The sequence below is a fragment of the Chelativorans petroleitrophicus genome (assembly GCF_025398195.1).
Taxonomy (GTDB): Bacteria; Pseudomonadota; Alphaproteobacteria; order Rhizobiales; family Rhizobiaceae; genus Chelativorans; species Chelativorans petroleitrophicus.
The window spans coordinates 141,391-167,022 of record NZ_JAODNV010000009.1 but is presented as its reverse complement, the minus strand read 5'-3'; the positions used below and the strand labels follow the sequence as shown (position 1 = coordinate 167,022).

General features: G+C 63.6%; 24 protein-coding genes. 13 read left to right on the top strand and 11 right to left on the bottom strand.

Features of this window, described 5'->3' with window-relative positions:
- Positions 1-72 precede the first annotated feature (72 nt).
- The 4 genes from NYR54_RS09400 to NYR54_RS09385 form a co-directional block, all read right to left on the bottom strand.
- Positions 73-828: a sulfite exporter TauE/SafE family protein gene (locus NYR54_RS09400; RefSeq protein WP_261515378.1), complete on the bottom strand. Its 756-nt coding sequence runs from the start codon at positions 826-828 to the stop codon at positions 73-75.
- Positions 829-914: 86 nt separating this feature from the next.
- Entirely contained in the window at positions 915-2,711 is a 1,797-nt protein-coding gene (locus NYR54_RS09395; RefSeq protein WP_261515377.1) for a gamma-glutamyltransferase family protein, read from the bottom strand.
- A 26-nt stretch (positions 2,712-2,737) separates the two neighbouring features.
- Positions 2,738-2,962, bottom strand: coding sequence for a hypothetical protein (locus NYR54_RS09390; RefSeq protein ID WP_261515376.1), 225 nt, complete (start codon positions 2,960-2,962; stop codon positions 2,738-2,740).
- Positions 2,955-3,707, bottom strand: coding sequence for a FadR/GntR family transcriptional regulator (locus tag NYR54_RS09385; protein ID WP_261515375.1), 753 nt, complete (start codon positions 3,705-3,707; stop codon positions 2,955-2,957). Before NYR54_RS09385 ends, NYR54_RS09390 begins: the two co-directional genes overlap by 8 nt.
- A gap of 311 nt (positions 3,708-4,018) precedes the next feature.
- Between NYR54_RS09385 and NYR54_RS09380 the strand changes: the two genes are divergently transcribed.
- From NYR54_RS09380 to NYR54_RS09355, 6 genes are all read left to right on the top strand, one after another.
- The gene (locus tag NYR54_RS09380) at positions 4,019-5,062 is read left to right on the top strand and encodes a LacI family DNA-binding transcriptional regulator (protein ID WP_261515374.1); all 1,044 of its coding nucleotides are present in this window, start codon (positions 4,019-4,021) and stop codon (positions 5,060-5,062) included.
- Positions 5,063-5,093: 31 nt separating this feature from the next.
- Positions 5,094-6,362: an ABC transporter substrate-binding protein gene (locus NYR54_RS09375; RefSeq protein ID WP_261515373.1), complete on the top strand. Its 1,269-nt coding sequence runs from the start codon at positions 5,094-5,096 to the stop codon at positions 6,360-6,362.
- A 171-nt stretch (positions 6,363-6,533) separates the two neighbouring features.
- Positions 6,534-7,379 carry a carbohydrate ABC transporter permease gene (locus tag NYR54_RS09370; RefSeq protein ID WP_261515372.1) on the top strand — a complete coding sequence of 282 codons (846 nt, stop codon included), beginning with the start codon at positions 6,534-6,536 and terminating at the stop codon, positions 7,377-7,379.
- Positions 7,376-8,221: a carbohydrate ABC transporter permease gene (locus tag NYR54_RS09365; RefSeq protein ID WP_261515371.1), complete on the top strand. Its 846-nt coding sequence runs from the start codon at positions 7,376-7,378 to the stop codon at positions 8,219-8,221. The genes NYR54_RS09370 and NYR54_RS09365 overlap by 4 nt, the downstream gene beginning before the upstream one ends.
- Before the next feature lie 9 nt (positions 8,222-8,230).
- The gene (locus NYR54_RS09360; RefSeq protein WP_261515370.1) at positions 8,231-9,271 is read left to right on the top strand and encodes an ABC transporter ATP-binding protein; all 1,041 of its coding nucleotides are present in this window, start codon (positions 8,231-8,233) and stop codon (positions 9,269-9,271) included.
- 58 nt (positions 9,272-9,329) lie between these two features.
- Complete coding sequence (locus tag NYR54_RS09355) at positions 9,330-10,613, top strand: amylo-alpha-1,6-glucosidase (protein WP_261515369.1); 1,284 nt, start codon at positions 9,330-9,332, stop codon at positions 10,611-10,613.
- A gap of 34 nt (positions 10,614-10,647) precedes the next feature.
- On the opposite strand, the gene NYR54_RS09350 is transcribed toward NYR54_RS09355, so the two are convergent.
- A complete protein-coding gene (locus NYR54_RS09350) occupies positions 10,648-11,037 on the bottom strand; it encodes a hypothetical protein (protein WP_261515368.1) in 390 nt (129 codons plus the stop codon).
- A 173-nt stretch (positions 11,038-11,210) separates the two neighbouring features.
- Between NYR54_RS09350 and NYR54_RS09345 the strand changes: the two genes are divergently transcribed.
- Together NYR54_RS09345 and NYR54_RS09340 are read left to right on the top strand one after the other, a co-directional pair.
- Complete coding sequence (locus NYR54_RS09345) at positions 11,211-12,044, top strand: universal stress protein (RefSeq protein ID WP_261515367.1); 834 nt, start codon at positions 11,211-11,213, stop codon at positions 12,042-12,044.
- Between the two features lie 73 nt (positions 12,045-12,117).
- Positions 12,118-12,960 (top strand): universal stress protein, encoded by an 843-nt coding sequence (locus NYR54_RS09340; RefSeq protein ID WP_261515366.1) that lies wholly within the window; start codon positions 12,118-12,120, stop codon positions 12,958-12,960.
- Between the two features lie 48 nt (positions 12,961-13,008).
- Here the strand turns inward: NYR54_RS09340 and arcC are convergent, their stop codons facing one another.
- Positions 13,009-13,920 carry a carbamate kinase gene (arcC, locus tag NYR54_RS09335; RefSeq protein WP_261515365.1) on the bottom strand — a complete coding sequence of 304 codons (912 nt, stop codon included), beginning with the start codon at positions 13,918-13,920 and terminating at the stop codon, positions 13,009-13,011.
- 363 nt (positions 13,921-14,283) lie between these two features.
- On the opposite strand from arcC, the gene hemN reads away from it, so the two are divergent.
- Entirely contained in the window at positions 14,284-15,660 is a 1,377-nt protein-coding gene (gene hemN, locus NYR54_RS09330) for an oxygen-independent coproporphyrinogen III oxidase (protein WP_261515364.1), read from the top strand.
- A 35-nt stretch (positions 15,661-15,695) separates the two neighbouring features.
- On the top strand, positions 15,696-16,244 hold the full coding sequence (locus NYR54_RS09325) for a hemerythrin domain-containing protein (protein ID WP_341484292.1): 549 nt from the start codon (positions 15,696-15,698) through the stop codon (positions 16,242-16,244).
- Here NYR54_RS09325 and NYR54_RS09320 read toward each other — a convergent pair.
- Positions 16,198-16,848 (bottom strand): Crp/Fnr family transcriptional regulator, encoded by a 651-nt coding sequence (locus tag NYR54_RS09320; protein WP_279327462.1) that lies wholly within the window; start codon positions 16,846-16,848, stop codon positions 16,198-16,200. The genes NYR54_RS09325 and NYR54_RS09320 overlap by 47 nt on opposite strands.
- Before the next feature lie 252 nt (positions 16,849-17,100).
- On the opposite strand from NYR54_RS09320, the gene NYR54_RS09315 reads away from it, so the two are divergent.
- The 3 genes from NYR54_RS09315 to NYR54_RS09305 are packed head-to-tail and all read left to right on the top strand — an operon-like array spanning position 17,101 to position 18,852.
- Complete coding sequence (locus NYR54_RS09315; RefSeq protein ID WP_261515362.1) at positions 17,101-17,796, top strand: DUF1538 domain-containing protein; 696 nt, start codon at positions 17,101-17,103, stop codon at positions 17,794-17,796.
- Positions 17,787-18,518, top strand: coding sequence for a DUF1538 domain-containing protein (locus NYR54_RS09310; RefSeq protein WP_261515361.1), 732 nt, complete (start codon positions 17,787-17,789; stop codon positions 18,516-18,518). The genes NYR54_RS09315 and NYR54_RS09310 overlap by 10 nt, the downstream gene beginning before the upstream one ends.
- Before the next feature lie 4 nt (positions 18,519-18,522).
- Positions 18,523-18,852 carry a P-II family nitrogen regulator gene (locus NYR54_RS09305; RefSeq protein WP_261515360.1) on the top strand — a complete coding sequence of 110 codons (330 nt, stop codon included), beginning with the start codon at positions 18,523-18,525 and terminating at the stop codon, positions 18,850-18,852.
- 29 nt (positions 18,853-18,881) lie between these two features.
- Here the strand turns inward: NYR54_RS09305 and NYR54_RS09300 are convergent, their stop codons facing one another.
- The 4 genes from NYR54_RS09300 to NYR54_RS09285 all read right to left on the bottom strand — a co-directional run bounded on the left by NYR54_RS09300 (position 18,882) and on the right by NYR54_RS09285 (position 25,573).
- On the bottom strand, positions 18,882-19,739 hold the full coding sequence (locus tag NYR54_RS09300) for a universal stress protein (RefSeq protein WP_261515359.1): 858 nt from the start codon (positions 19,737-19,739) through the stop codon (positions 18,882-18,884).
- 27 nt (positions 19,740-19,766) lie between these two features.
- Complete coding sequence (locus tag NYR54_RS09295) at positions 19,767-22,568, bottom strand: cation-translocating P-type ATPase (RefSeq protein ID WP_261515432.1); 2,802 nt, start codon at positions 22,566-22,568, stop codon at positions 19,767-19,769.
- 222 nt (positions 22,569-22,790) lie between these two features.
- Complete coding sequence (locus NYR54_RS09290; RefSeq protein WP_261515358.1) at positions 22,791-24,899, bottom strand: DUF294 nucleotidyltransferase-like domain-containing protein; 2,109 nt, start codon at positions 24,897-24,899, stop codon at positions 22,791-22,793.
- Positions 24,900-24,988: 89 nt separating this feature from the next.
- A complete protein-coding gene (locus tag NYR54_RS09285; RefSeq protein ID WP_261515357.1) occupies positions 24,989-25,573 on the bottom strand; it encodes an NAD(P)H-dependent oxidoreductase in 585 nt (194 codons plus the stop codon).
- Between the last annotated feature and the right edge of the window lie 59 nt (positions 25,574-25,632).

The following is a 25,632-nucleotide window of genomic DNA, read 5'->3' as shown; positions in this document are numbered from 1 at the left end:
GACGGATAGCCGCTCATCCGCTCCGGCGCGGTTGCGGCGATGCCGCTGGACAGAATTGCCGGTTGGAAAGGCTCATCCGATAGTGAAGTAATAGAAGGCGAGGAACAGGCCGACAAAGATCACGAACAGCCGCATGACGGATTGCGGCAGCCGCTTTGCCGTCCAGACGCCCATATATCCGCCCAGGGCAACGCCCGGCACCATCACCAGCACATGAATCCAGCTCACCACGCCGCCCATGGTGAAGATCACGATGGCGACGGCGGCGATCACGATGGAAAGCAGGTTTTTGAGCGCGTTCAGCCGGTGGTAGCTGCCCTTTTCGGCAATGCCCAAGGTCGCCAGCATCATGATGCCGAGCCCGGCGCCGAAGAAGCCGCCATAGATCGACGTAAGAAACTGGATGAAGGGGCCCGCCATCCGGCCCAGCGGCGTGACCGTATCGGTCTCGCGGGGCTTGGGCTTGAGCCATGGACCGGCCGCAAAAAGTGCCGTCGCGGCAATCAGAAGCCAGGGCACCAGAGCGCGGAAGGATGGATTGTCCAGCGAAAGCAGGATCAGGGATCCCCCCAGCGCTCCCAGAACCGAGACGGCCATCAGAAGAAGTGCCTTCCTCCACATCGTCTTGATGTCGCTCCAATATGCGAGCGTCGAGGTCACATAGCCCGGAAACTGTGTCAGCGAGGAGGTCGCATTGGCTGAAATGGGCGGCACGCCTCCAAGCGTCATCGCGCCGAAGGTGATGAAGGTCCCGCCCCCCGCCACGGCGTTCACGACGCCTGACAGGAAACCGGCGGCAAAAAGCAGAAGGACTGTGAGAATTGACATGAAATTGTCTCGCTGAAGGATGGCGGAGCTGTAGCCAGCCGCCCTTTGAAGTACCGAAGGGATAGCGTCAAGCGGCGTTACCGGCCTCAACGGCCGATTGCATAGGCCTGCATCAGCCGCGGCGTTGCGGCTGCGCGCAAAATTCCGTCCTCGCCGCGGGCTGCGGCGACCATTCGGCCGATGGTCCATTCGGGCGCGATCTCCAGCTTATGTCCGCGCGCCTTGAGCGCCTCGATGGTTTCGGCTCCCAAATTCTCCTCGACGGCAAGGTGCCCCGGCTTCCGGTCACGCGGGTGAAAGGAATTGGGGAAATGGGAGGTGTGCGACATCGGCATGTCGATCGATTCCTGCAGATTGAGACCGTGGTGGACGTGGCGCAGGAAGAAGAGGAGCTGCCACTGCTCCTGCTGGTCGCCGCCCGGCGTGCCGAAAACCATGTATGGCTTGCCGTCCTTGTAGGCGAGGCTCGGAGTGAGCGTGGTGCGCGGCCGCTTTCCCGGCTCGAGGCTGCCGGGCAGGCCCGGCTCCAGCCAGAACATCTGCGCTCGGCTGTTGAGCATGAAGCCGAGCGAGGGGATGTAGGGCGAGGACTGGAACCAACCGCCCGAAGGCATGGCAGCGACCATGTTGCCTTCGGCGTCGATCACATCGAGATGCACGGTATCGCCCCGGCGGGCGGAACGCATGTCGGCCAGAGTCGGCTCGGCGGATGCGGCGTCCTGGCTGGAAATGCACGAAAGCCGCTCCAGCACTTCCCGCATACGCTCCATCTGAGCCTCATATCCTGGAATGGAGCCCGGCCGCAGGTCGAGCGAGGCATCGTGGCCGATGAGCTTGCGCCTCTCGTCATTGTAGGCGTCGGACAGGAGCTTCTTGATCGGAACGTCGATGAAGCGGGGGTCGCCGTAATAGAATTCGCGATCGGCAAAGGCGAGCTTCATCGCCTCGGTAAGCGTGTGGACGAATTCAGCCCCCCGCGCGTCCATTGCCGAAAGATCGAAGCCCTTGAGCAGCGCCAGCGTTTGCAGGAACACCGGGCCCTGGCCCCACGGGCCGATCTTGTGGATCGTGTAGCCGTGGTAGTCATATGTGAGCGGCTCCTCGTAGGTGGCCTGCCAGCCGGCCATGTCGTCGGCCGTAATTACGCCGCAGTGGCGCTCGCCGCTTTCATCCATCACCTCGTTGCTGCGGGCGAAGCGCTCGATCTCCTCGGCGACGAAGCCGCGGTAGAAGGCATCCCTCGCCCTCTCGATCTGCTTCTCGCGGCTGCCGCCGCCGCTTTCGGCCTCGCGGATGATACGCCGCCATGTGCCCGCCAGCGCCTCATTGCGGAAAAGCTGGCGTGCCTGCGGCACCCGTCCGCCCGGTGTATAGAAAGCGGCGGAGGTGGGCCACTCGCGCTCGAAGAACTCCTTCAGGCCGGCGATTGTGTTTGCCACGCGCGGCAAAAGCGGATGGCCTTTTTCGGCATAGTAGATCGCTGGGGCGAGCACATCGGAGAGGGGCAAGGTGCCGAAATCGCGGAGCAGCTGCATCCAGGCGTCGAAAGCGCCCGGAACGACGGTAGCGAGCAGGCCATTGCCCGGGATGAGCTTCAGCCCTTCGCGTGTGTAGTATTCGATCGTTGCCGCCTTGGGCGCCGTTCCCTGCCCGCAGAGAACCTGCGTTTTGCCGGTACGTGCGGAGTGGAAGATGATCGGCACCTCGCCGCCGGGGCCGACAAGGTGCGGCTCCACCACCTGCAGCACGAAGCCAGCGGCAACTGCGGCGTCGAAGGCGTTGCCGCCGCGTTCCAGTATTGCCATCCCGGAGGCGGAGGCGAGCCAATGGGTGGTGGTGACGACGCCGAATGTGCCGAGGATCTCCGGCCGTGTGGTGAACATGGACTATTTGCTCCGTCTATTCGTTATCAGTTGTCGCGAGGGTCGAGCGCATCACGCAGGCCGTCGCCGGAGAGCACGAAAGGCCAGGGCTGGTGGTAGATGTAGATGATGGGCAGCTCGTCCTGCAGGATTTTCTGCGCCTCCTCGTAAAGCGCTGTCCTCGCCTGGGTGTCAGGCGTGGCGCCCTTGATGGTGGCAAGCCGCCCCTGCCTGCGCCCGAGCGAAGGCACGGAGCCGACGGATTCACTCATGCGACTGCAGCTCTTCTGGTCGCCCTGGCCCGATCCCTTCGACCGCGTCCTCCGCATCGTCGCTGCCCAGCAGAATGGACAGAAGGTCGGCGTTGAGCGTGCTCAGATGCCGCCGCATCGCCCGCTCCGCGGCGGCACCGTCCCGGTTCGCGATGGCCTGTACGATCTCCTCATGATCCCGGTAAGCGCGGTCGCGCTGCTCAGGCGTACGCGCCTTTGATCTGAGCCGTCGCCAGTTTGGCTCCTGGCGAGCCTGCTGCACCACGTCGAACAGCGCGAGCATCAGCCCGTTGCCCGCACATTCGGCGATGCGCCGGTGAAAGGCGCTGTCCCAAAGCTCCCAGCCGTCGTCGTCGGAAGCTGCCTGTATCTTCTTCGCAAGCCTGTCGAGCGCTGCGATATCCTCGCTGGAACTGCGGAATGCGGCCATGCGTGCCATCGCCGGTTCCATTTGGAGGCGTGCCTCCATAACCTCCGACGGGCTGATGCGCTCGACGAGCTTGCCGAAAGCATGCGGCTGAATAGCGGGACGACGCCCTATAAAGGTCCCCTTCCCTTGCTGCCGCCAGATAAGGCCTTCGGCCTCGAGTACTTCCAACGCCCTGCGGACGGCGCGGCGGCCAAGCCCCATGGAAAGCGCCAGCTCGCGCTCAGGGGGAAGCTGCCATTCCGCGTCGTCGCGGTGCTGCTGCACGAGCACGCGCAGCGTTCCCAACGCGATGGACGAATTGGATTTCGAGCTCAAACTGCCGGCCCTGTTCCGCCCCTGAAGGGGAACCATTTTTCTATTGGTTTCGTATTTGGTCAGCCTTGAGTTTTCTTGTCAAGCGCCGATCCTGTGCGGAAGGCGGACGGATCGCTGCGGACTATCGTCTCGACGCTTGTCATTCCTGAGTCGCCCGGTCTCGTTGAAAGCTTCTGACCAACCGGGCCCGGGACTTTGTGTGATAGGCACCCGCGCCAAGCCATTGGCGATGTCCGAAGGTGGAATTTAAAACGTTTGCAAAAGTCGATTAAACGCTCTACAGTTCCCCTCAGGAAAGTTGGGAGGAACGTTTGGCGCCACGCGGAGTGACTCTCAAGGAACTGGCCAAAGCGCTCGACATTTCGGTAACGACGGTGTCGCGTGCGCTGGCAGGCCACGAGGCCATCGCTCTCAAGACGCGTCAGCGAGTGCTTGAGGCGGCCCGGGCACGCGGCTATGTGCCCAATGTAGCCGCCCGTCAGCTTGTGTCGGGCCGCAGCGGTTTCGTGGGCTTCGTTCTGCCGATCCGCGGCCCCAATTTCGTGGACTCCTATCTTGGCGACTTCATCACCGGGCTGGGCGAAGGTCTTGTGGAGCACGGCTACGATCTCCTGATCGCCACGGCGCAGCCCGGTCAGTCCGAGCTCGACGTGCTCAAGCACGCGGTGGAGTCCGGCCGGGTGGACGGCGTCGTGGTGCCGCGCGTGGCGGAAAACGACGAACGCCTCCGCTACCTCATGGAGCGCAATATTCCCTTCATCGGCCATGGACGGCTGCTCAACGGTAACTCGGCGCACAACTGGCTGGATTCGGATGGAGGCGCCGCCTTCGCCGAAGCCTTCGACATGCTCTACGAGCTCGGCCACCGCCGTTTCGGGCTCATAAGCATCACGGACCCCATGACCTTCCGCCACCTGCGCGAGCGCGGCCTGCGGGAGGCCATCGAAAAACGCGGCGATCCGTCCGTTAGGCTGGAGGTTGCCGCCGCGCCCCGCTTCGACCGGGGTGCGATCGTGGCCGCCATCAATGGCCTTCTCCAGCGTCCGGAGCGCCCGACCGCCATTCTCGGCCTCTTCGACGAGTTGGCGCTGACGGTGATGGAGGAAGCGGCGCGCGCGGGCATTTCGATCCCGCGCGATCTTTCGGTGGTCGGCTTCGACAACATCACGGCCTCGGCCTACGCCCCGCCGGGGCTCACGACATTCGACACGCATACGCGCAGTTCGGCACGCGAGATCGCTCGCATGCTGGTCTCGGTCATCGAGAAAAGAGCCGATGAACCGCTCACCCGTCTCGTACGGCCGACACTGGTCGCACGGGCCAGCCATGGTCCGGCGCCGTTATCGAAACTTTGATCCGGGAACACCTAGCAAGGGAGGAAAGAAAATGCCCAGACACATATCCATATTGGCAGGCGCGGCCGTCGCCCTGTCGCTCACAGCACCGGCCGCCGGGGCGCAGGTGCTGTTCTGGTCGAACCAGGCGGCGCCCATCGAGGAAACCCAGCGCATGCGCGAGCAGGTGCTGTCCGGGTTCGACGGAGAGGTCGATTTCCAGCCGCAGGAGCCGGGCCCCTTCATCACGCGCCTCGAGGCTGAGTTCCAGGCCGATAAGGGCACGATCGGCCTCGTCGGCGCGCTGCACGGCGAACTTGCCACCTACACGGACCAGTGGGTGGATCTGTCGGATGTGGATCTCGGTGGAGTCGAGGTCATTCCGGCCTTTCTGGAGCTTGGAAAGCTCGGCACGGAAGAGCAGAAATACCTGCCCTGGATGCAGGCCAACTATGTAATGGCGGCCAACAAGCAGGCGCTCGAATACCTGCCCGAGGGAGCTGACCTCGACGCGCTCACCTACGACCAGCTCGTGGCCTGGGCTAAGGCGCTGGCGGAGCAGACCGGTTCGCCGAAATTCGGCTTCCCGGCAGGGCCGCAGGGGCTGAAGCACCGTTTCTTCCAGGGCTTCCTCCTGCCCTCCTACTCCAACTCGATGGTGACGAAGTTCGCCTCCGCCGAGGCCGAGCAGGGCTGGAACATGTTCAAGGAGCTGTGGCAGTACACCAACCCGGCTTCGACCACCTATTCCTTCATGCAGGAACCGCTCCTGAGCGGCGATGTGTGGGTGGCCTTCGATCACATCGCCAGGCTCGCGGAAGCTTTCAATCAGCGCCCGGATGACTTCGTGGCTTTTCCCGCGCCGGCGGGGCCGGAGGGTCGCGGCTTTATGCCTGTGCTGGCGGGCCTCGCCGTACCGAAGACGGCGCCGGACGTGGATGAAGCCAAGCGCGTCGTTCAGTACATGATGCAGCCGGAGACGCAGGTTGCGACGCTGCTTGCCACCAACTTCTTCCCGACCGTCGAGACCACATTGCCGGAAGACCTGCCGGCCTCGGCCCAGGCGCTCGGCCCCGCAATCCAAAAAATGACGGCCGCCGACGACGCGCTGCCGGCGCTTCTTCCCGTCGGTCTCGGCGATCTCGGTGGGCAGTTCAACCAGGTCTACACCGACACATTCGAGCGCATCGTGCTGGCTGGCCAGCCGGTCCGCGACGTGCTCGACCAGCAGGCTCAGACGCTGCGCGGCATCCTGGAGCAGGCGAACGCTCCCTGCTGGCTGCCGGACGAGCCGTCGGACGGCCCCTGCCCAGTCGAATAGGCCATCAACCATTGCCGCCGGCCTTCACTATCTGGCCGGCGGCATGGCCGGGCGCCATTCCGGGAAAGGCGGATACCAGAATGTTCCGTCCGGAATGCTCAAAAAACAATAGCTTGGGTCCTTTCCGTGTTTCTGTGGAGCACTGAAGGGATCTGGGAGCGATCGAAGACCATGCCAAACAAAGCCCTGCCCTATCTCCTGCTCCTGCCGGCTACGCTGTTTCTGCTGGTCTTCTTCGTTTATCCGTTCGTGGAGATTGCGCTGCTCGCATTCACGGGGCCGGAAGGCTTTACACTGCAGCACATTCAGACGATGGCGACCCATTGGAAATTCCGCCCGGCACTCGGCTGGACGCTTCTTCTCGCCGCCGTTGTGGTGCCCATCCAGCTTGCGCTGGCGCTCTCGATGGCCTCGATCGTCAGCACGCTCGAAAGAGGGCGCGGCACGATCCTCTACATCTTCTCGATCCCGCTCGGCCTCTCGGATCTAGCGGCGGGCATCATCTGGCTCGCGATCTTCGAGCAGTCGGGCTTTCTCAATTCGCTGCTGGTCGGTCTCGGGATCATCGATCAGCCGATCCTTTTCCTCGGTTATCAAAGCATCTGGGTCATCTTTCTCGCCGTGGTGATGGCCGAGGTCTGGCGCGCCACCGCGATCATGATGGTGATCCTCGTTGCGGGCATGGGCCTCATTCCGAAGGAATACTATGAGGCTGCGGAGGTCTTCGGCGCGGGGCCGTGGAAGCGTTTCCTCAAGATCACGCTCCCGCTCCTGCGTCCCAGCCTGCAGACGGCGCTCATCCTGCGCACGCTGCTCGCCTTCGAGGTCTTCGCCGTCGTGATTGCTCTGGGCGGCACCACACTGCCGGTGCTCATGGGTGAGACGTTCCAGTGGCAGTTCGCGCTGCAGAACCGCAGCGTCGCCTCGGCCTACGCGCTGGTGATCCTCATCATCTCCGTTGCGGCGACGCTTGTTTATCTGCGGGCGCTGCGCGTTCCGAAAGGAGCTACGCTATGACGGCCGTCGCCGGGACAGATACTGCCCGCAGGGTCGAGGTCCGTTCGGCAGGACGCTTCTTGTTCGGTGCCGCCGTCGTCGTTCTCTGCGTATGGGTGCTCGTTCCGATCTACCTTCTCTTCGTCAACACGCTGTCCTCGCCGCAGGAGGTGAGCGGCTTTCCGAAGACGGGCATCCCCTCCTTCGACTTCGGTTCGATCAGTTTCTTCCTCAACTTTGCCGGTGTCCTCGATGCGCTCCTCAATTCGATCATCGTCGCCGTGCTCACGATGATCCTGTCCATCGGTATTGGCGCGCCGGCGGGCTACGCGCTATCGCGCTTCGATTTTCCGGGCAAGGAGGCGTTCCGCCTGCTGGTGGTGATGACCCGTGCCTTTCCCCTGCCGCTCTTGGCCCTGCCGCTCGCCGTGCTTTTCATCCGCACGGGGCTTGACGACACGCAGATCGGCCTTGCGATCGTCCATACGGTTCTTGCGCTACCCTTCGCGGTTCTCATCACCTTTTCGCTCTTTTCCGGCATTCCGGTGGAACTGGAGGAAGCCGCTTGGACGCTCGGTTGCAACCGCTGGCAGGCCTTCCGCAAGGTGGTGCTGCCGCTGGTGCTGCCCGGCATCGTGGCCTCGGCCGTCTTCGCCTTCATCATTTCCTGGAACGAGGTCTTTGCCGCGGCGGTGCTGACGATCCACAACCGGACGCTCACTGCCTTCCTCGTACAGAACCTCAATGTCTCTCCGCTGCACCTGAAATTCGCGGGCGGTGCGGCGCTGGTGATCCCCGCCCTGATCTTCATCTTCGCCGTGCGAAGGTACCTCTTCGCCATGTGGGGCATCGCGAACCGCTAGGAGACTTCAATGGCCGAAATCGTCATCAAGAACGTCGCCAAGAGCTTCGGGAGTTTCCAGGCGCTCCACTCGATCGACCTCACGATCAGGGATCAGGAGTTCATGGTGCTGCTGGGCGCCTCCGGCTGCGGCAAGACCACGCTTCTGCGCATCATTGCGGGGCTCGAGCAGGCAAGCCAGGGGGAGGTGTGGATCGGCGGGCGCCGCGTCGACACCCTTCCGCCGCGCGGGCGTGGCATCGCCATGGTGTTCCAGAATTATGCGGTCTTTCCGCACCTGACCGTGTTCGAGAACATCGCCTTCGGGCTGCGCATGAAGAAGCTGCCGCAGGCGGAAATCGACCGGCGCGTCAACCGCACCGCCGAGTTGATGCAGATCGGGCAGCTCTTGAAGCGCTATTCCGGCCAGCTTTCCGGCGGCCAGCGCCAGCGCGTGGCCGTGGCCCGGGCGCTAGCCATGGAGCCGGACGTGATCCTGATGGACGAGCCGCTGTCCAATCTCGACGCGCTGCTCAGGCTCGAAATGCGCGCCGAGCTCAAGGGCGTGCTGGCCGAGAGCAAGACCACGACCATCTATGTCACCCACGATCAGGTGGAGGCGATGAGCCTCGCCGACCGCATCTCGGTCATGAACGCCGGCCGCATCGTGCAGGCCGCAACCCCGATCGAGGTATATCGCAACCCGGCCACACGCTTCGTCGGCAGCTTTATCGGCAATCCACCCATGAACTTCCTGCCGGCGGCGAAGAATGGAAGCGGCAAGTGGCGGGTCGCAGGCGTGAGCTTCGACGGCCCCGATGCATCGCGGGATATCCTCGAATTCGCCATCCGGCCTGAGGATCTGGATATCGGCCCCGGCGGGCTTGCCGCCACGGTCCGTCTGGTCGAGCCCCTTGGCGCCCATATCCTGCTGAGCTGCAAGGTTGGCGGCGCACCCTTCCGCGCTGTGGTGGACTCGGAGCTTAACGTCTCGCCGGGCGACACGCTGAGCCTCGTGCCGAAACCCGGCCGTGCGCGGTGGTTCGACCCTGAGACGGGCGCGGCGATCTGAACGACACCCTTCACCGGCCCCGCAGGGCCGCGACAACGGATAACAAGAGAATTCTCATATGAGCACCATCGATCCATCGAAGATCTTCGACCACGCCGTGGAGGTTCTGAAGGAGAACGACCAGGGCGGCTATACTGTACCCACCAAGGGGCTCTATCCCTTCCAGTGGAACTGGGATTCCTGCTTTACCGCCATTGGCCAGAGCCATTACGACGAAGAACGCGCCTGGACCGAAATCGAGACGCTTTTTGCGCATCAGTGGCCGGACGGTATGGTGCCGCACATCGTCTTCCACGTTTATTCGGACGGCTATTTCCCCGGCCCCGATGTCTGGGGGACAAACCGGCCGGTGGCCACGTCCGGCATCACCCAGCCTGCAGTGGCGGGCTTCGCCGTGAAGCGCCTCTATGAGCGCGCGGCCGACAGGGGAATGGCGGCGCGGCGCGCGAAGGCCCTTCTACCGAAGATCGAGGCCTGGCACCGCTGGTTCTACGCAAACCGCGATCCCAAAGGGGAAGGTCTTGTCGCGATCCTTCATCCCTGGGAGGCGGGCCGCGACAACTCCATCGACTGGGACGAGGCCTTCGAGCGCGTGCCGACCGAAGGCATCATGCCCTTCACCCGGCGGGACCTTCAGCATGCCGACCCGGCGCATCGCCCAACCAAGGAGCAATATGAGCGCTATCTCTGGCTAGTGCAGCATTTCCGGAGCCTCGGCTGGGACAATGCGAAGCTTCACGACGCCTCGCCCTTCCAGATCGTCGATCCGGGCTTCAATGCCATCCTGATCCGCTCCTCTGCCGATCTGGCGGACCTTGCCGATACCCTGGGCGAAGCGGAGATCGCCGTGGCCAACCGCGAGCGCGTTTCCGCCGGGCTTGCCGCCCTGGAAAGCCTTTGGAGCGTACGGCATGGGCAGTATCTCTGCCGGGACCGGACCACAGGCAAGCTTGTCGAAAGCGCCTCGATCGGCGGCATCCTGCCGGTCTTTGCCCAAATTCCCGACGATCGTGCGCGCGAGATCGCGCGTACGATCGAAAGGCAGGCTGCGGCAGCGAAATTCATCGTGCCCTCGCACGATCCCGCCGATCTGCGCTTCGAATCTAAGCGCTATTGGCGCGGGCCGGTCTGGCTCGTCATCAACTACATGATCGTCGACGGCCTGCAGGCGCGGGGCGAAACCGCCATCGCGGAGCGCATCACGCGCTCGAGCCTCGATCTCATCACGCAATCGGGCTTTGCCGAATATTACGATCCGATGACCGGCGAGCCTTGTGGCGGCCGCCGCTTCACCTGGACGGCAGCTATGGTGCTCGAGTTCCTGCGGATGACGGCGAGTTAAACCGGCCAGTCGGCATCAACGGAAAACTGCGGCCTCAGACCGGCTCAACGAGCTTGATCTGGTAGGTGCGCATCTTCCCGTCGCTGTTGATCGAGACATATTCGCCCGGCACGAAACGCTCGTCGCTTAGGCGGAAGCCGATCTCGTCGTCGTCCTCGCCCTCGCCATAGTCGAAATACCATTGACCGCCAGGCTTGCGACGTAACCTTCCGATCTGATCCTTCTCGCCAGGCCGGAAGCGGCGCACGCGGCAATCCGCCTGGTGCTTCGCCCACTCCATGGAATCGAGGCTGCCGTCCGGGCCGAGCGGAACAACGAGATCGTATCCGTAGGCGCTGTTGCCCTGGGGGTGCTCCCTCTCGCGCGCGAGCTCCATCCGGACATGACGGAAGTTCTTTCCGGGCTTTCTTTTGGCCGTTTCCATGGCGTCTCTCCTTGAGCGGTGATTGCTGCCACCTTCGCACCTTGCCGAGCTTCATTCCTTGACCAGCGTCAATCAATTTTGATGAAGGCGGTTGATCCAGCGCAATTCGCCTCCCCTTCGCCGGGCGTAAAAAGCATCAGGGCGGACGGTTCCTGTCCTAGGAGAACCTGACAATGATCAAGACGGTGCTCAGCGTGATCGGCGTCGATCATTCCGACGGCGATTTGATCCTGGCGATCGAACTGGCCCGCGAAGCGGAGGCGCATCTGGCAGTGCTCGTCCTTGCCATTTCCGCACCGCCTCCGGCGTCCGAATACGCGGCCGTCGTCAATGCGGCCTGGCTCGAGGAGCGCCAGGAAGACATCGAACGGCTGCGTGAGCGCGTGGAGGAGGTGAAAGCCCTGCTGGCCGTCACGCAGCTCTCCGCCGATGTCGGCGGGGAGTATCTCGACAGGGCGTGGATCGACGAGGCGGTGGGCCATCGCGCCCGATGTGCCGACCTAACGGTGATCGGCCCCGTGCTCGCTGCGGATGACAATCTGAGAACGCCAGTCCTTAAAGGCGCTCTCTATCAGGCGCAGATTCCGGTGCTGTTTGTCCCGGACGGCAAGCGTCCCACCGTCAGGCCGAAGCGGGTGCTTGTCGGCTGGGACGGCGGACTGGAAGCGAGCCGCGCCGTGCATGAGGCTCTTCCGTTGCTGGCGGGAGCCGAGGAGGTCCATATAGCGATGGTCGATCCGCGCGGCAGGGAAGACGGGCTGCAGATCGAGCCCGGAGCGGACATTGCCGCCTATCTCGCGCGCCACGGCGTAAAGGCGGTTGTCGATAGGCTTCCGAGCGGCGGCCAGCCGGTTGCCGACGCGCTGCGCACGCACGCGGTCGACACGGCGGCCGACATGATCGTCATCGGCGCCTACGGGCACTCGCGGCTGCGCGACCTCATCTTCGGGGGCGTGACGCGGTCCATGATCGGCAATGCAGATCTGCCCGTCTTCATGGCGCGTTAGCCGCAGCCTGCTCCAGGAGCACGAACGTGACCAGGCGCGTCAGGCGCGGGACCAACGAACCAGGACAGAAATTATGACAGTCCAGCCGAAATGCATTCTCGTGGGAATGGCGGCATGCGAGGAATTCGCACCCTCCCCTGCCCTCACCTACGCTATCGAACTCGCCAAGGAATATGGAGCCTGCCTCACGGTATGCGTGCTTCCGCCTGCCTTTTACATGCCGATCACCCGCACGGGGGGTGTCGCTGCGGGCTTCCTGAGGGAGGAGATACAGCGCCTCGAGGACATCAGTAGGCAGACGGCTCAGGATGCCGGCGCATTCGTGAGAAAGGCGGGCGTGGCCTGCATGGCCGAGCACACCATGTCTCCGCTGGAGACCCGCACGGGCCGGTTCGTGCGTCTGGCGCGCGTGAACGACCTCGCCGTTCTCGATGCCTCAGAGGGCCAGGATTTCGCGCAGAAGAACGCGATCGAGGATGCGCTCTTCGAAGGCGGCAGGCCTCTGCTGGTCGTGCCGAAGACCGGTGGAAACGCGCCGCCGGATCGCATCGCCGTGGCATGGGACGGCAGCAGCCGCGCCGCGCGCGCCGTCTCAAGCGCGCTCCCTTTCCTGAAGAAGGCGGCGAAGGTGTTCATTCTCACCGTGACGGGGGAAAAGGATCTGTCGCGGATGGCCCCTGGCGCCGATCTCGCCACCTATCTCATCCAGCATGGCATCCACGAGCCGCGCAGCGAGACGCTGGCCGCGATCCGCGGCGATGCCGCGGCCAGAATGCGAATGTTCGTGGCGGACGAGCAGATTGACATGCTGGTCATGGGTGCCTTCGTTCATTCGCGCTTCCGCCAGGATTTACTCGGCGGCGTCACCCGCTCGCTGCTGGATGACGTCCCGACAGTTCTTTTCATGGCGCATTAGGAGCCAGCCGGATTGCGGATATTTCCGCTGTTCGTTCGAAAGGCCTGCTCAGCTTGCTCTCACCCGGGTGCCCGCCCGGCCTTCGAGGATGGCGCGCGCATCCTGCAGGCGGCCGATCCCGGCCATCTTTCCACGCGTTGCGGCAAAGGCGCAGGCGGCCTCCACCTTCGGGCCCATGGAGTCTGCGGCGAAGGTCATGGCGGAAAGTTCGACGGGCGTGGTCTCGCGGATCGGACGCTCAGCCGGCGTGCCCCAATCCGAAAAGACCGCCTCCACATTCGTGAGCATCAGGAACGCATCGGCTTCCACCTCCGAGGCAAGGAGTCCGGCGGCGTGATCCTTGTCGATGACGGCTTCGACGCCTTCCAGCTCGCCGTCGCAGTTGCGGACGACGGGAATGCCCCCGCCCCCGGCACAAATCACGGTAACGCCCGCCTCGACCAGTAGCCGGATCACCCCGATCTCAATGATCCGGCGCGGCGTGGGCGAAGGAACGACGCGGCGCCAGTTGCCCGCACTCTCCTCGCACATGGGCCATTTCTTCTCGTCGCGCAGCCGGTGCGCTTCCACCTCGTCGTAGAGCGGGCCGATCGTCTTGCGCGGCCTTTTGAAGGCGGGATCGTCCGGATCGACCTCGATCTGGGTGAGAAGCGTGGCGCAGCGGGCGCCCGGCGGCATCGCGTTTACCATTTCCTGCTCGAGCAGATAGCCGATCATGCCGACGCTCTCGGCACTGATGATATCAAGCGGATAGGGTTCGACGCCCTTGTAGGCGGCGGCCTGCAGCGCAAGCAGCCCCACTTGCGGGCCGTTGCCGTGCGCGACCACGATCTCATGGTCACGGGCAAGATCGGCCAGCGCCTCCGCGGCCACACGCACATTGGCGCGCTGCACCTCCGCCGTCATCGGCTGACCCCGTTTGAGCAGCGCGCTTCCGCCAATTGCCACGACGACGCGCATTTTCAGCCTCCTACGGTAGCAACGAGCACTGCCTTGATGGTGTGCATGCGGGCTTCCGGTTGCGGCCATGACGCCGGCCGTGACGCGATAAGGCGTATAAGCTTAATCCTCGCTGCCTACACGTCGTCCGGTTCGCCAATACCTGTTTTTTTGATTACCAGATTCTGCTTTTGCCTGTTTGATCTGCGTCAACGATTTTGCTTCCGCGTATAGGCGAAGATTTGGATAAGACGCGGATAAAACTTCCTGCCTTACTTATGCCGGCCCATGATTATTCCTGATCAAATGCTCCTTCCTTGATCCGCGTCAATGCACGGTGCGGCTGTCGGTGTACATCTTGCGCTGACAGCAAAGGGGATTTCGATGCAAAGAGCAGGCGAACAGGTGATCGGCATAGCGCCCAAAGGCTTGAAGCAGCGCATTTCAGCGTCCTTGCCGCGCTATACGAGCTACCCGACAGCTCCGCATTTTCATTCGGGCGTGGGCGCTGCGGAATTCCGCGCCTGGCTGGGACAGGTGCAGTCAGGGGAAGAGATCTCGCTTTACGTGCACATTCCCTTCTGCGATCGGCTCTGCTGGTTCTGCGCCTGCCACACGAAGATGACCCGGCGCTATGAGCCTGTGGCCGCTTTCCTAGAAGCGCTCAGGCAGGAGATTGCCACGGTCGGAAGGCTGGTCGGGGGCGCGCGTGTTCGCGCGCTGCATTTTGGCGGCGGCTCGCCCACGATCCTGAAGCCGGAAGATGTCCTTGCGCTCAATGCCGCCCTGCGCGGCGCCTTCGACTTTGTGGAAGAGGCCGACATCAGTGTCGAGCTCGATCCCAGCGATATGGATGAAGGCCGGCTCGATGCTTTCGCCGCGATCGGCATGACACGGGCGAGCCTCGGCGTGCAGGACTTCGACCCCAAGGTGCAGAAGGCGATCAACCGCGAGCAAAGCTTCGCGCTGACGCAGACGGTGGTGGAAGGCGTGCGCGCCCGCGGTGTTCGCTCGCTCAATCTCGATCTGCTTTACGGCCTGCCTCATCAGACAATGGAAAGCCTCGAGTCAACCATTGACCAGGCGCTTCTTCTCTCGCCGGACCGCATCGCGCTGTTCGGCTATGCGCATGTGCCTTGGTTCAAGAAGCACCAGACGATGATCGATGAAGCAGCGCTTCCTGGCCCCGAGGCGCGCCTGGCGCAGCAGCAGCTTGCGGGGGGGTTGATCGAAAAGGCGGGCTATCAGCCGATCGGCTTCGATCATTTCGCTAAGCCCGACGATACGCTTGCGGCTGCGGCAAGGGCCGGCCGTCTGCGCCGCAATTTCCAGGGCTACACGGATGACGGATGCGAGACGCTGATCGGCCTCGGGCCGTCCTCGGTTTCGCGTTTCAGGCAGGGTTACGCGCAGAATACGCCGGCCATCAACATCTACAGCAGCCAGGTGGAGAATGGCGGGCTTGCAACCGCGCGTGGCATCGCGCTCTCCGAGGAGGACCGCGCCCGCGCCTGGGTGATCGAACGCCTCATGTGCGATCTCGCCTTCTCGCGCGCGGAGGCGGAAAGCCGCTTCGGCGGGATCGGGCTCCGGCTCGTCGCAGAAGCTGAAGCTCTGGCGGCGGAGGAACCCGACCTGATCACCCAAAGCGGCGATCTTTACCATATACCGGCGGAGGCCCGGGTGCTGGTGCGTGCCGTCGCTGCCCGCTTCGATGCGTATCTTGCCAAGGGCAATGCGCGTCATTCGGTTGCCGTCTAGGTGATGGCAGAGCCTCCGGAACCAACGAGTCCGTCTTGACCTGGCCGCCGATCAACGCCCCCTATGAAAGCTGCCCCTTCGCGAGCAGATGCGCGGCGCAGCGGTGCCTGTTGTGCAAGGGAAGCAACGCACATTTCTGGATAAAGCTGGACCTGTGCACAGCACTTGAAGCGATTGCTGACAGTCTGCCCAGCCTTGTCGACAGGGCTCAGTGCCTGTGGATGGCGGAGACGCTGCTTCCCGCCCTGCAGATGGCCCATGCCTTTGAGGAAGACGTTGTCTATCCAGCGTTCTGCAAGGAAGCCGCTTTTCGCGTGGAAGGGCAAAGGACGCTCGCACGTCTGCGCGTGGAGCATGTCGAAGACGAGGCGCTGGCCGAAGAGATATCCGAGAGACTTTTCTTTATAGGCCATGGGGCTGGGGTCGAAAATCCCGAAGCGTTGGGTTTCATGCTGCGCACCTTTTTCAGGTCGGTGCGGCGTCACGTGGCATTCGAGCGCGAGCACGTTCTCCCGCTCGCCGGAGGATGGCCAATGCCTAATCTCCAGCCCGGGCAGCCAGGCGGGCCAGGTTCGGAACAATGATGTGATGCTTGTTGACGATCTGAATGATGTTCGCGCTTCTGAGCTGCGTGAGCTGGCGGCTGACGGTTTCGATCGTCAGGCCCAGATAATCGGCGATGTCCATGCGCGTGAGCGGCAGGTCGAAGGCGGTCGACTTGCGCTCCTGGCTCGCCGGGTCCAGGTGCCGGGCGATCATTATCAGAAAGCTCGCGACCTTTTCCGCCGCTGTCTTCCGCCCCAGCGTCACCATCAGTTCGCGCGCTTCGTCCAGCTCTCGCAGGGATTGCTCATAGAGCCGATGCTCCAGGCTGGGCGATTCCGCTATCATCCTTTCCACCGCAGCCTGCGGAAGCGAGCAGAGCACGACCTCCGTCACCGCCTCGGCCGTGATGGCGTTTCCGGACTTGAAGGGGCGGCCCAGAAAATCCGGTGGGAACTGAAGGCCGACGATCTGCTGGCGGCCGTCCGACAGCGTTCTGCTGAGCTTGACGACGCCCGAAAGGATGTTCGAGAAGCCGCCCGTCCTGTCGGTCGCGGAATAGAGTTCCTTTCCGCTGCTTGCGTTCTTCCGGACGGAATATTTCGACAGTTTCGCAAGCTGGTGCGGCTCCAGCGCGCCGCACATCCCTCTCCTCCGTGCGTCACAGAAGATGCATGCAGCGGGAACTCCGCACTTGTATAGCTCTTGTTGCTGCACAGCGGCTGCTCGTCTGTTTCTACGGGGTTCTTACCACAATTTTGCGAACCGGTCGTGCGACCAAATGGCCGTGCGACCCTGCACAGCGCCCCCCGACAGCGGCAAAATGACCCTTTCGTTGCAATTTGCCAATATTCACGCGACCATTGAGCCTCCGGTTTGCAGCGGATTGTCCGTGGCATGGCCTTCAGGACAAGGGACAAGGTCATCGAGGTTTTGAAAGCGGTTGCGCCACTGGTCGGTGTGGTGTGCCTGCTGCAGGTCACGCTCGTCCACGCTCCGCTCGGGCTGTTCCTCCAGTTCCTCGCAGGCGCCGCCCTGGCAGGCGCGGGCATGCTGCTTCTGCTTCTCGGAGTCGATCTCGGGATTCTGCCGATGGGCCGGTTCATCGGCGCTGAACTACCGAAGAAGAGCTCTATCAGCCTGATCGTGGCTGTCGCTTTCTCGTTGGGCTTTGCTACGACGGTGGCAGAGCCCGATGTGCTGGTTCTTGCCGGACAGGTGGACGAGGCCTCGCAAGGCGACATTCCCGGGATGGCGGTGCTTTACGTCATCGCCACCGGGGTGGCCGTTCTCACCGTGATTGCGAGTTTGCGCATTCTCTTCGGCTGGCCGGTAAAGGGTTTGGTGCTTGTCGCCTATGGCTTGATGCTTGGCCTTGCGCTTGCAGCACCTGAAGAATTCGTCGCGCTCGCCTTCGATGCCGGCAGCGTTACCACCGGGGTTTTGACCGCGCCGGTACTGATCTCGATCGCCATGGGTTTAAGTTCGGTTCTGGCCGGCCGCACCGCCGTCGGGGACGGTTTCGGCATATCCGGCCTCGCATCCGTCGGCGCGATCCTGTCTGTTCTGTTGATGGGGATCCTGTGGAGCTGAACGGCACATTCCTGGATCAGATTGCGGAAACGGCGCTCAGTATCGCCGTGGCAATCCTGCCGCTCGCCGCGCTGTTCGTCGCGTTCCAGGTGTTCATGCTGCGGCTGCCGCGGCGCGAGGTGAAGGATATCCTTCTTGGAACGGCGCTGGCCGCCGCGGGGCTTTTCCTATTCCTGCTCGGCGTGAGCATCGGCTTTCTGCCCTTCGGGCGCGCGATCGGCGAAGCCGTAGGCGCCATGCAGAATATGTGGATGCTGATCGGCATCGGCCTGTTCCTGGGATTTACGACCACCTGGGGCGAGCCTGCCGTCCGCATCCTGGCCGACCAGGTGGATGAGGTGTCTCACGGAGGAATACCGGGCATCATGGTGCTCTACGCCGTCTGTTTAGGCGTCGCCGTCTGGGTCACGCTTGGGCTTCTGCGGATTAAGTTCGGCATTCCGATTCTTCACCTGCTTCTGCCCGGCTACATCATTGCTGTTCTCATCATCGCGATGAGTGACAGGGATTTCGTGGCGATCGCCATCGATGCCAGCGGTGTGGCGACGGGACCGCTCGCCAACACCTTTCTTCTTGCGCTCGCTCTGGGGGCCTCCGCCGCGATGGACGATCAGAGCCCGGTGACGCACGGCCTCGGTCTGGTGGCGCTCATTGCGGTGGCCCCTATCATATCAGTCACCATTCTCGGCCTGCTCATCAGGCGGAAAGTCGCAAAGGAGTGACGAGATGCTGGAGCCGTATCTGATCGTAAGCATAGTCCGCAGGGGTTGGGGCGACACGATCCTCGAAGCGACGATGAATGCGGGTGCCCATGGCGGCACGGTTCTTTTCGGCCGCGGCATCGGGCGCAACGAGCAGCAACGGGTTTTCGGCATTCAGATCGAGCCAGAAAAGGAGATCGTCCTGACCGTCGTTCCCGCTGATCTGAAGGATACGGTTTTGCAGGCCGTCGAGGAGGCGGCCGAACTGAACGCCCCTGGAAAAGGGCTTGCCTTCATGCTTCCGCTCGAAAAGGTGATCGGCGTGGTGCACCTGGTGGAGGAATCGCCCGAATGAGGCAGGGGTGTCTGCCATAATGCGCCTGCTCAGCCCGTTCGGTGGCGCATCAGCAGAGCATCGCATGGTACGGCCAGAACAATCGATTTCGCGACGCTGCCAAGGAAAAACTCTCCGATCCCACTTCGACCGCGGGTGCCGAGGACCACGAGATCGGTGCCGTTCTCCAGCGCGTAGTCGTGCATCACGATATCCGGCGCACCGAAGGCAATGAACCGGTCCACATCATGCCCCGAATCGCGGAGGAAGTCCGCGCATTCCTTTCTCGCGGCCTCTTGCCGCTCCTGCCGGTAGCCGTCAGGGTCGGATGACAGCAGAGACATCGGCGCATCATAGGCATGGAGCAGGGTCAGCCTGCGATCCGGAAAATATTCAACGGCGGTATCGAGCGCTTGCCGGGAGTATGCAGAAAAGTCGGTAGCGACCACGATCTGCTTATACGGGTTCACCCCGCGGCTCTTGACCACAAGCACCGGAACGCGCGTGCCGCGCAGAATTCCGTCCACCGTCACGCCCAGACTGAAGCGGCCGAACAGCTCCTCCTTCGCTACCCCGGTCACGATTAAGTCGCATCCTTCCCGCTCGGCCGCATTCAGAATCGCCTTGGCGGGGTCGCCCTGCTCGATCAGGATGGTAGCCTTCTGTGCCACTGCACCGACCTGACGCAAAAGCTGCCGCCGTGCGACATCCACGAGGCTCGGCGGGCGCCTCCATGAGGGTATAGCGTCTTCTCCGTCAGGAATGTCCTCAAGAACGTGCGCCACAAACAGCTCGGCGGAAAATTCGCCGGCAAGAAGCGCCGCGCGGTCGAGCGCCCTGTCCGAGCGCGGATCCAGATCCGTGGCAAGGAGAATTCTCTTCGGTGATTTTGGACGATCCAAGCTCATCTTTGTCTCCTTACCTTGAATATAGGTTTAAGCAGCGACGGCGCGATCCAAACGGCTGCGGGCCATGGCAAGCTTGCTTAACTCGCGCACCCACAGCACCGAACTTGCCACTGCCGCGCACACCAGCCAGTCGGCTGCGCTAAGACTGACCGTGGAGAACGCCTGCTGCAGGAAAGGCGCGTACACGACCGCAGCATGCAGCATGAGAGACAGGACCAGGGCGGCCCAGAGCCAGCGGTTGGAAAAGATCCCGGAGAACGCGCTCCGCTCGTCCGAACGCGCATTGAACACGTTGAAAAGCTGGAAAAGGGTAAGCGTCGTAAAGGCCATGGTCTGGGCGTAGGCGACGCTTCCATTGCCCTCGATCAGGCCGCCGGGGAGCGAACCGTCGATCACGGCCAGCGTACCCGCTGCCATGACCGTGCCCACAAGAAGAATGCCCGCCCACATCCGCCGGGGAATGACGCCTTCTCCACGCGGCCGCGGCGGCCGTCTCATGATGCTGGTGCTTGCGGGGTCCGCGCCGAGCGCAAGGGCGGGAGCTCCGTCGGTAACGAGATTGATCCACAGGATCTGCGTGGCGAGCAGCGGAAGGACAAGCCCGCCGTCGCCCTCCACCAGACCAATTACATCGGCAAGAACCACGCCGAAAAACATCGTCATCACCTCCCCGATGTTCGAGGAAAGTAGGTAACGCAGAAACTTCCTGATGTTCGAGAAGATCGCGCGCCCCTCCTCCACGGCGGCGACGATGGTGGCAAAATTGTCGTCGGCGAGCACGATATCGGCGGCTTCCTTCGACACGTCCGTTCCGGTGATCCCCATGGCGATACCGATGTCGGCCGCCTTGAGCGCCGGCGCATCGTTGATACCGTCACCGGTCATGGCGACGGTCGCGCCCTGTCGCTGCAGCGCATCGACGATGCGCAGCTTGTGGGCGGGATCGACACGAGCATAAACCGAAACGTCCCTCACCGTGCGGTCGAATTGGTCGTCCGGCATCGTTTCGAGTTCCGCACCGGTCACCGCGCGCAGATCGTCCGTGATGCCGAGCTCGGCGGCGATGACGGCGGCGGTCCTCGGATGATCGCCCGTGATCATGATGGGGCGGATGCCTGCCGCTTTGGCCTCCGCCACCGCCTGCCGCGCTTCCTCGCGTGGCGGGTCCATCATTCCGATCAGGCCGAGAAAGACGAGGTCGTTCTCGACATCCACGGATGAAGGGACATCATTCGCTTCCTGCACGGGGATAGAGCGGAAGGCGACTCCCAGCGTGCGCAGCGCCTCGCTCGCCAATGCCTCGTTGGCCGCCATGATCTCGGCCCGGCGCTCGTCCGTAAGTGGTCTTGCTTCCTCGCCCACCAGCTCGTGCGAACAGCGCGCGAGCAGAACGTCCGGCGCACCTTTGGTAAACGCGCGCAGCACGCTTTCACGCGCGGCATCGGCGTGGATGGTGCTCATCAGTTTGCGTTCCGACGAGAACGGAATTTCGGCGACCCGCTTGAAGCGATGGTTGAGCGCCTCGCAATCGAGGCCCGCCTTCCAGGCTGCGGCGATCAATGCGGCCTCGGTGGGATCACCCTGCACCGACCAATCGCCGTCATTTTGCTGCAGCACAGCGTTGTTGGCGCGCTCGGCTGCGATCAGCGCGCGCTTCAGCTCCGCGTGGATGCACGCTGAATCCGCGCTTTCCGCCCGCACCGTTTCCGGATGGTCCCTGCCGGTGAGCCGCACTTGGCCGCTCGCAGTCACGATCCGGCGCACCGTCATCTCGTTTCTGGTGAGTGTACCGGTCTTGTCCGAGGCGATGACGTCGGCTGAGCCGAGCGTTTCGACCGCTGCGAGGTAACGCACGATGGCCTTGCGTTTCGCCATGCGCTGGACGCCGATGGAAAGCACGGTTGTCATGATCGCGGGCAGGCCTTCGGGCACTGCCGCGACCGCAAGCGCAACGCCCAGGATGAGCACGTCGAACAAGGCCGAAAAGCCCTGGACATCGTCCACCAGCAGTATCGTGGCGATCATGATCGCCGCGATAGCCACCACGATCTTGCCGAGTGAGCGGCCAACACGGTCGAGCTCGTCCTGCAGCGGGGTGCGTTCTTCCGGGGCCTGCTCCAGCATTCCGGCGATGCGGCCCATTTCGGTGCGCATGCCGGTGGCGGTGACTACCGCCCTGCCTCGCCCGTAGGCTACGGCAGTGCCGCTGAAGACCATGTTGTGCCGGTCGCCCAACACTGCGCCGGCAGCGACGGGCAAGGTGTGCTTGGAAACTGGCACGCTCTCGCCGGTCAGTGCTGCCTCGGTCGTCCGCAGCGCGGTGGTTTCGATCAACCGCGCATCCGCCGGCACCGCGTCCCCTTCCTCGAGGAGAATGATATCTCCCGGCACCAGCCGGGCAGACGGAATGCGCCGCCTTTCCCCGTTACGGATCACCGTGGCCCGCGGCGCAGACATGGTCCGCAGTGCCTGAACGGCCTTCTCCGCGCGCGCCTGCTGGACGTAGCCCATGATCCCGTTGAGCAGCACGATGACGAAGATGGCGATCGCCTCATAGGGCAATGCGGAACCGCCCTCGAAGAACCAGAGTACGACTGATATCACGCCGGCCGCGATGAGCAGGAGAACCAGCACGTCCGTGAACTGGGAGAGAAACTTTTGCCAGGCCGGAACTGCCCGCCCGGCCTGGATCTGGTTTAGCCCGAAACGGTCAAGGCGCGCCGTGGCTTCGGCCTCGGTCAGGCCCTGCCCGGCGTCCGTGCCGAGCGCTGCCAGCACGTCCTCTATGGTCCTCTGATGCGGCTCGCCGTCGCCCGGCATAAGGGCCATACCTCGCGCGCTGGCTTCCAGTTGTGCTGCGGTCGACGCTTTCACGATTCCATAGGCTCCCGCGGTGATGCACCGTTCGGCGGTTCCCTCCCATGTCGCTTCAGCCATGCGGCACGCTTTGTGATGGGACAACGCTCTTGCCGGTATCGGGTTCACCGGGTGGAGCTCTGGCTGTTCCGAACATCACCCAGATAGCCGGCACGGCATCCGGTGCAACGCGGCTCACATCAGGTCGCGCATCAGTTCGGGAACGATCTGTAGGTCCTTCAAGGCTTCCCGCAACGCGGCCCGGCGGTCGCGCGAAAGGGCGGCGACCTCGACGGCGTTGGATGGCGGCACGCCCTGCTGGCGGTCGCGACCCTGCTGTGCAAGCATCAGCGAAAGCGCGAACTCATGCGCGGCGAGCACACGGCGGATCGCCGTTTGGCTGCCGATCTGCTTCTCAAGGAGACCTTCAAGGCGCGCCCTTGTGGAGTGCGCGCGGATGCCGTGGCGGATCGAAAGCGCCCGCGCGGCAGAAACGAGCGGGAAGAGAGCATAGCGCTTGAGGTCGATCCGGCCGTTCTCCGTGCGCAGCCGGCCGAACAGCGTGAAGGGCGCCGGTCCAGCGCCAAGCCGCTCGCCAAGCACCAGCGGAAACGCCGCATCCCGATGCCCCAATGCGTAGGCTTCTTCGAAAAGGATCTCGCCGAGCCTCCTTTCGCCATACACCGGAATAAGGTCAAAGAAGATATCGACGTTGAGCAGGTCTTGCGGGCGGGAGCGGCGCATCCATCCGCTGATGCGCTCCCTCCACACATCCAGCGAGCCGCGCCATTCTCCATTCTTGGCCATCACCCCGCCCCTGCAATAGGGAATCCCGGCCGTATCGAGAATGGCGGCGATCCGCCCGCCGAGAGCGCCGAACCACCGGTCCTCCGGCCCGCCCCGCTCGCCGCGCTCGAAGACGATCGCATTGTCCTGATCGGCGGCAAGCAGGCTCTCGCCGCGCCCGGCCGAGCCGAGAACCAGCACGGCATAGGGAGCGGGCGGATCGCCCAGCCCGGCAGCCCGCATCTCCTCCTCAGCAAGCATCGCCGCCCGGCGCGTCATGGCGCGCAGCTCCTCGCTGATAATTTCGGCAACGGTCCGTGCCTCGACCTTCTCCGCCACCAAAGTCGCCGCAACGGAAGGAAGGGAGGCCCAGGCGGCGGCCATCTCAGCATCGGATGTGGCGGCGTTGATCGTGTCGTCGAGCTGGATGGCCGCGCTTGCGCGCAGACGCAGGAGGTCGCGCGCGGAGATGACGCCTATCAGCGCATCCTTCTCGTCATGCACGCCGAGATGGCGGATACCGAGCCTGTCCATGCGGCCGATCGCGCGATAGGCGAAGGCCTGGGCGCGTATGGTGATCAGCGGCCTGTTGGCGAATTCGCCCGCCTGGCGCTCCATGACATTCCCGCCATTGGCTGAGAGCAGGCGCAGCACGTCGCGTTCCGAAAGGATGCCGTAATCGCCCACCGGGCGTCCCGCCTCCCCCGTTTCGGAAATGAGAACGGAACCCACCCGTCTTTCCGCCATCAGTTCAATCGCCGCGCGAAGAGGCGTGTCATGGCGGATCACGATCGGCGGCGCGGTCATGAGATCGCCGACCCGGTGCCGGTAAGCGAAGGGATCTATGGCGGCGAAGGAAGGTGGCGCTGGCCTCAGGACGGGCGCGGCCCAGCCCGCCCTTGCCTGAGCCTCCTCTTCCGATGCAAGCTCGAGACAGGCGCGTTCCGCCTCGGCGAAGGTGCGGATACCCATGGCCTGCAGCCTCGGCAGGAGCCCGGTGAACACTCTCGCTGCCGCGATGGCGTCGCCGAGCGCCTGATGGCGGCCTGTAATCTCAAAGCCGAGCCGGGCGGCGAGCGCCTCGAGCGAGTGATCGCCGAGGTCGCGATTGACGACGCGGCTCAGCGTGCGCACGCAGAGGGTCCGCGGCCGCTCCCACCGGATTCCGGCGCGTGCCGCCTCCCTCTCCAGGATCGCGAGATCGAAGCCCAGGGCATAGCCGATCAGTGGCCGCCCGCAGCGGAACGTCTCGAAGCTGGACCAGACGGAGGCAAAATCCGGCGCCTCGTGCACCTGCTCATCTGTGATGCCATGAATGCGGGTCGATTCAGGCGGAACGGGCAGCCCCGGGCGCACGAGGCTTTCGAAGGCCTCATCCGGACGTACCGTGCCGCGCGCGACCGCTACGCCGCCGATCTGCACAAGGCGCGCGGTGTGCGTGTCGAGGCCGGTGGTCTCCGTATCGAAAGCCACAGCCTCGAGCGCGATCAGCGGAACCGCTCCGACGTCCGGCTGCACCAGTCCCTCCCCTCATCCGGTGAGCTTATACCGTGCAGCGGCACTTCGCGCCACGGAGCAAGCCAACAATGAACTTCAGGCTGCCGAGCTCAGGTCGCCCGCCCGCCGAGACGGCGCATCTGATCGAGCCATTTGCGGCGCTTTTCGTCGCCAACGGCCTCGATCATGCCGAAAAGGGTCTCCCGCACCGGGCCGAGGCCCACGAATTTGAGGATGTTGCGCCGCATACCGCGCAGTCCGTGCCCCAGAAACCACCAACGATAGAAGAAAGCCGGCATGCCCATGGTGACGATGATGCGCGCCGAGCGGCCTTTAAGGAGTGTTTCCGGAAAGCCGCTCTTGCCATAGGCGAAGGCCACGCCCGGACGCATCACCTGTTCGAGGAAGCCTTTGAGCAGGGCAGGCATCGTCCCGAGCCACAGTGGAAAGACAAAGACCAGGTGTTCGGCCCGCAGGATCGCTTCCTTGGCGGGCTCGAGCTCCCGCGGCATCGAGCCATGCAGGAAATCCTCCTGCTTGCGCAGAAGCGGGAAATCGAGTGCGGCGAGATCGATCATGGTCACCTCATGGCCTGCCGCCTTGGCGCCCTGCGCATAGGCCTCGGCCAGAGCGCGGCAGTAGCGGCTAGGGTCCGGATCGGGATGGCCTTGAATGATTACGATGCGGCGGGTCATGGCGCCCCAAGCCCTTAAGGCTTTATCGGGGCAAGATAGCCCCGCCACGGCCGCCGCGC

Excerpts from the sequence above, each read along its gene's own strand:
- NYR54_RS09360 (WP_261515370.1), top strand. The coding sequence starts at position 8,231 with ATGGCCGAAATCGTCATCAAGAACGTCGCCAAGAGCTTCGGGAGTTTC.
- NYR54_RS09370 (WP_261515372.1), top strand. The coding sequence starts at position 6,534 with ATGCCAAACAAAGCCCTGCCCTATCTCCTGCTCCTGCCGGCTACGCTG.
- NYR54_RS09400 (WP_261515378.1), bottom strand. The coding sequence starts at position 828 with ATGTCAATTCTCACAGTCCTTCTGCTTTTTGCCGCCGGTTTCCTGTCA.
- NYR54_RS09365 (WP_261515371.1), top strand. The coding sequence starts at position 7,376 with ATGACGGCCGTCGCCGGGACAGATACTGCCCGCAGGGTCGAGGTCCGT.
- NYR54_RS09390 (WP_261515376.1), bottom strand. The coding sequence starts at position 2,962 with ATGAGTGAATCCGTCGGCTCCGTGCCTTCGCTCGGGCGCAGGCAGGGG.
- NYR54_RS09300 (WP_261515359.1), bottom strand. The coding sequence starts at position 19,739 with ATGAGCTTGGATCGTCCAAAATCACCGAAGAGAATTCTCCTTGCCACG.
- NYR54_RS09305 (WP_261515360.1), top strand. The coding sequence starts at position 18,523 with ATGCTGGAGCCGTATCTGATCGTAAGCATAGTCCGCAGGGGTTGGGGC.
- NYR54_RS09315 (WP_261515362.1), top strand. The coding sequence starts at position 17,101 with ATGGCCTTCAGGACAAGGGACAAGGTCATCGAGGTTTTGAAAGCGGTT.
- NYR54_RS09295 (WP_261515432.1), bottom strand. The coding sequence starts at position 22,568 with ATGGCCCTTATGCCGGGCGACGGCGAGCCGCATCAGAGGACCATAGAG.
- arcC (WP_261515365.1), bottom strand. The coding sequence starts at position 13,920 with ATGCGCGTCGTCGTGGCAATTGGCGGAAGCGCGCTGCTCAAACGGGGT.
- NYR54_RS09375 (WP_261515373.1), top strand. The coding sequence starts at position 5,094 with ATGCCCAGACACATATCCATATTGGCAGGCGCGGCCGTCGCCCTGTCG.
- NYR54_RS09340 (WP_261515366.1), top strand. The coding sequence starts at position 12,118 with ATGACAGTCCAGCCGAAATGCATTCTCGTGGGAATGGCGGCATGCGAG.
- NYR54_RS09345 (WP_261515367.1), top strand. The coding sequence starts at position 11,211 with ATGATCAAGACGGTGCTCAGCGTGATCGGCGTCGATCATTCCGACGGC.
- NYR54_RS09395 (WP_261515377.1), bottom strand. The coding sequence starts at position 2,711 with ATGTTCACCACACGGCCGGAGATCCTCGGCACATTCGGCGTCGTCACC.
- NYR54_RS09350 (WP_261515368.1), bottom strand. The coding sequence starts at position 11,037 with ATGGAAACGGCCAAAAGAAAGCCCGGAAAGAACTTCCGTCATGTCCGG.
- NYR54_RS09285 (WP_261515357.1), bottom strand. The coding sequence starts at position 25,573 with ATGACCCGCCGCATCGTAATCATTCAAGGCCATCCCGATCCGGACCCT.
- hemN (WP_261515364.1), top strand. The coding sequence starts at position 14,284 with ATGCAAAGAGCAGGCGAACAGGTGATCGGCATAGCGCCCAAAGGCTTG.
- NYR54_RS09320 (WP_279327462.1), bottom strand. The coding sequence starts at position 16,848 with ATGTGCGGCGCGCTGGAGCCGCACCAGCTTGCGAAACTGTCGAAATAT.
- NYR54_RS09355 (WP_261515369.1), top strand. The coding sequence starts at position 9,330 with ATGAGCACCATCGATCCATCGAAGATCTTCGACCACGCCGTGGAGGTT.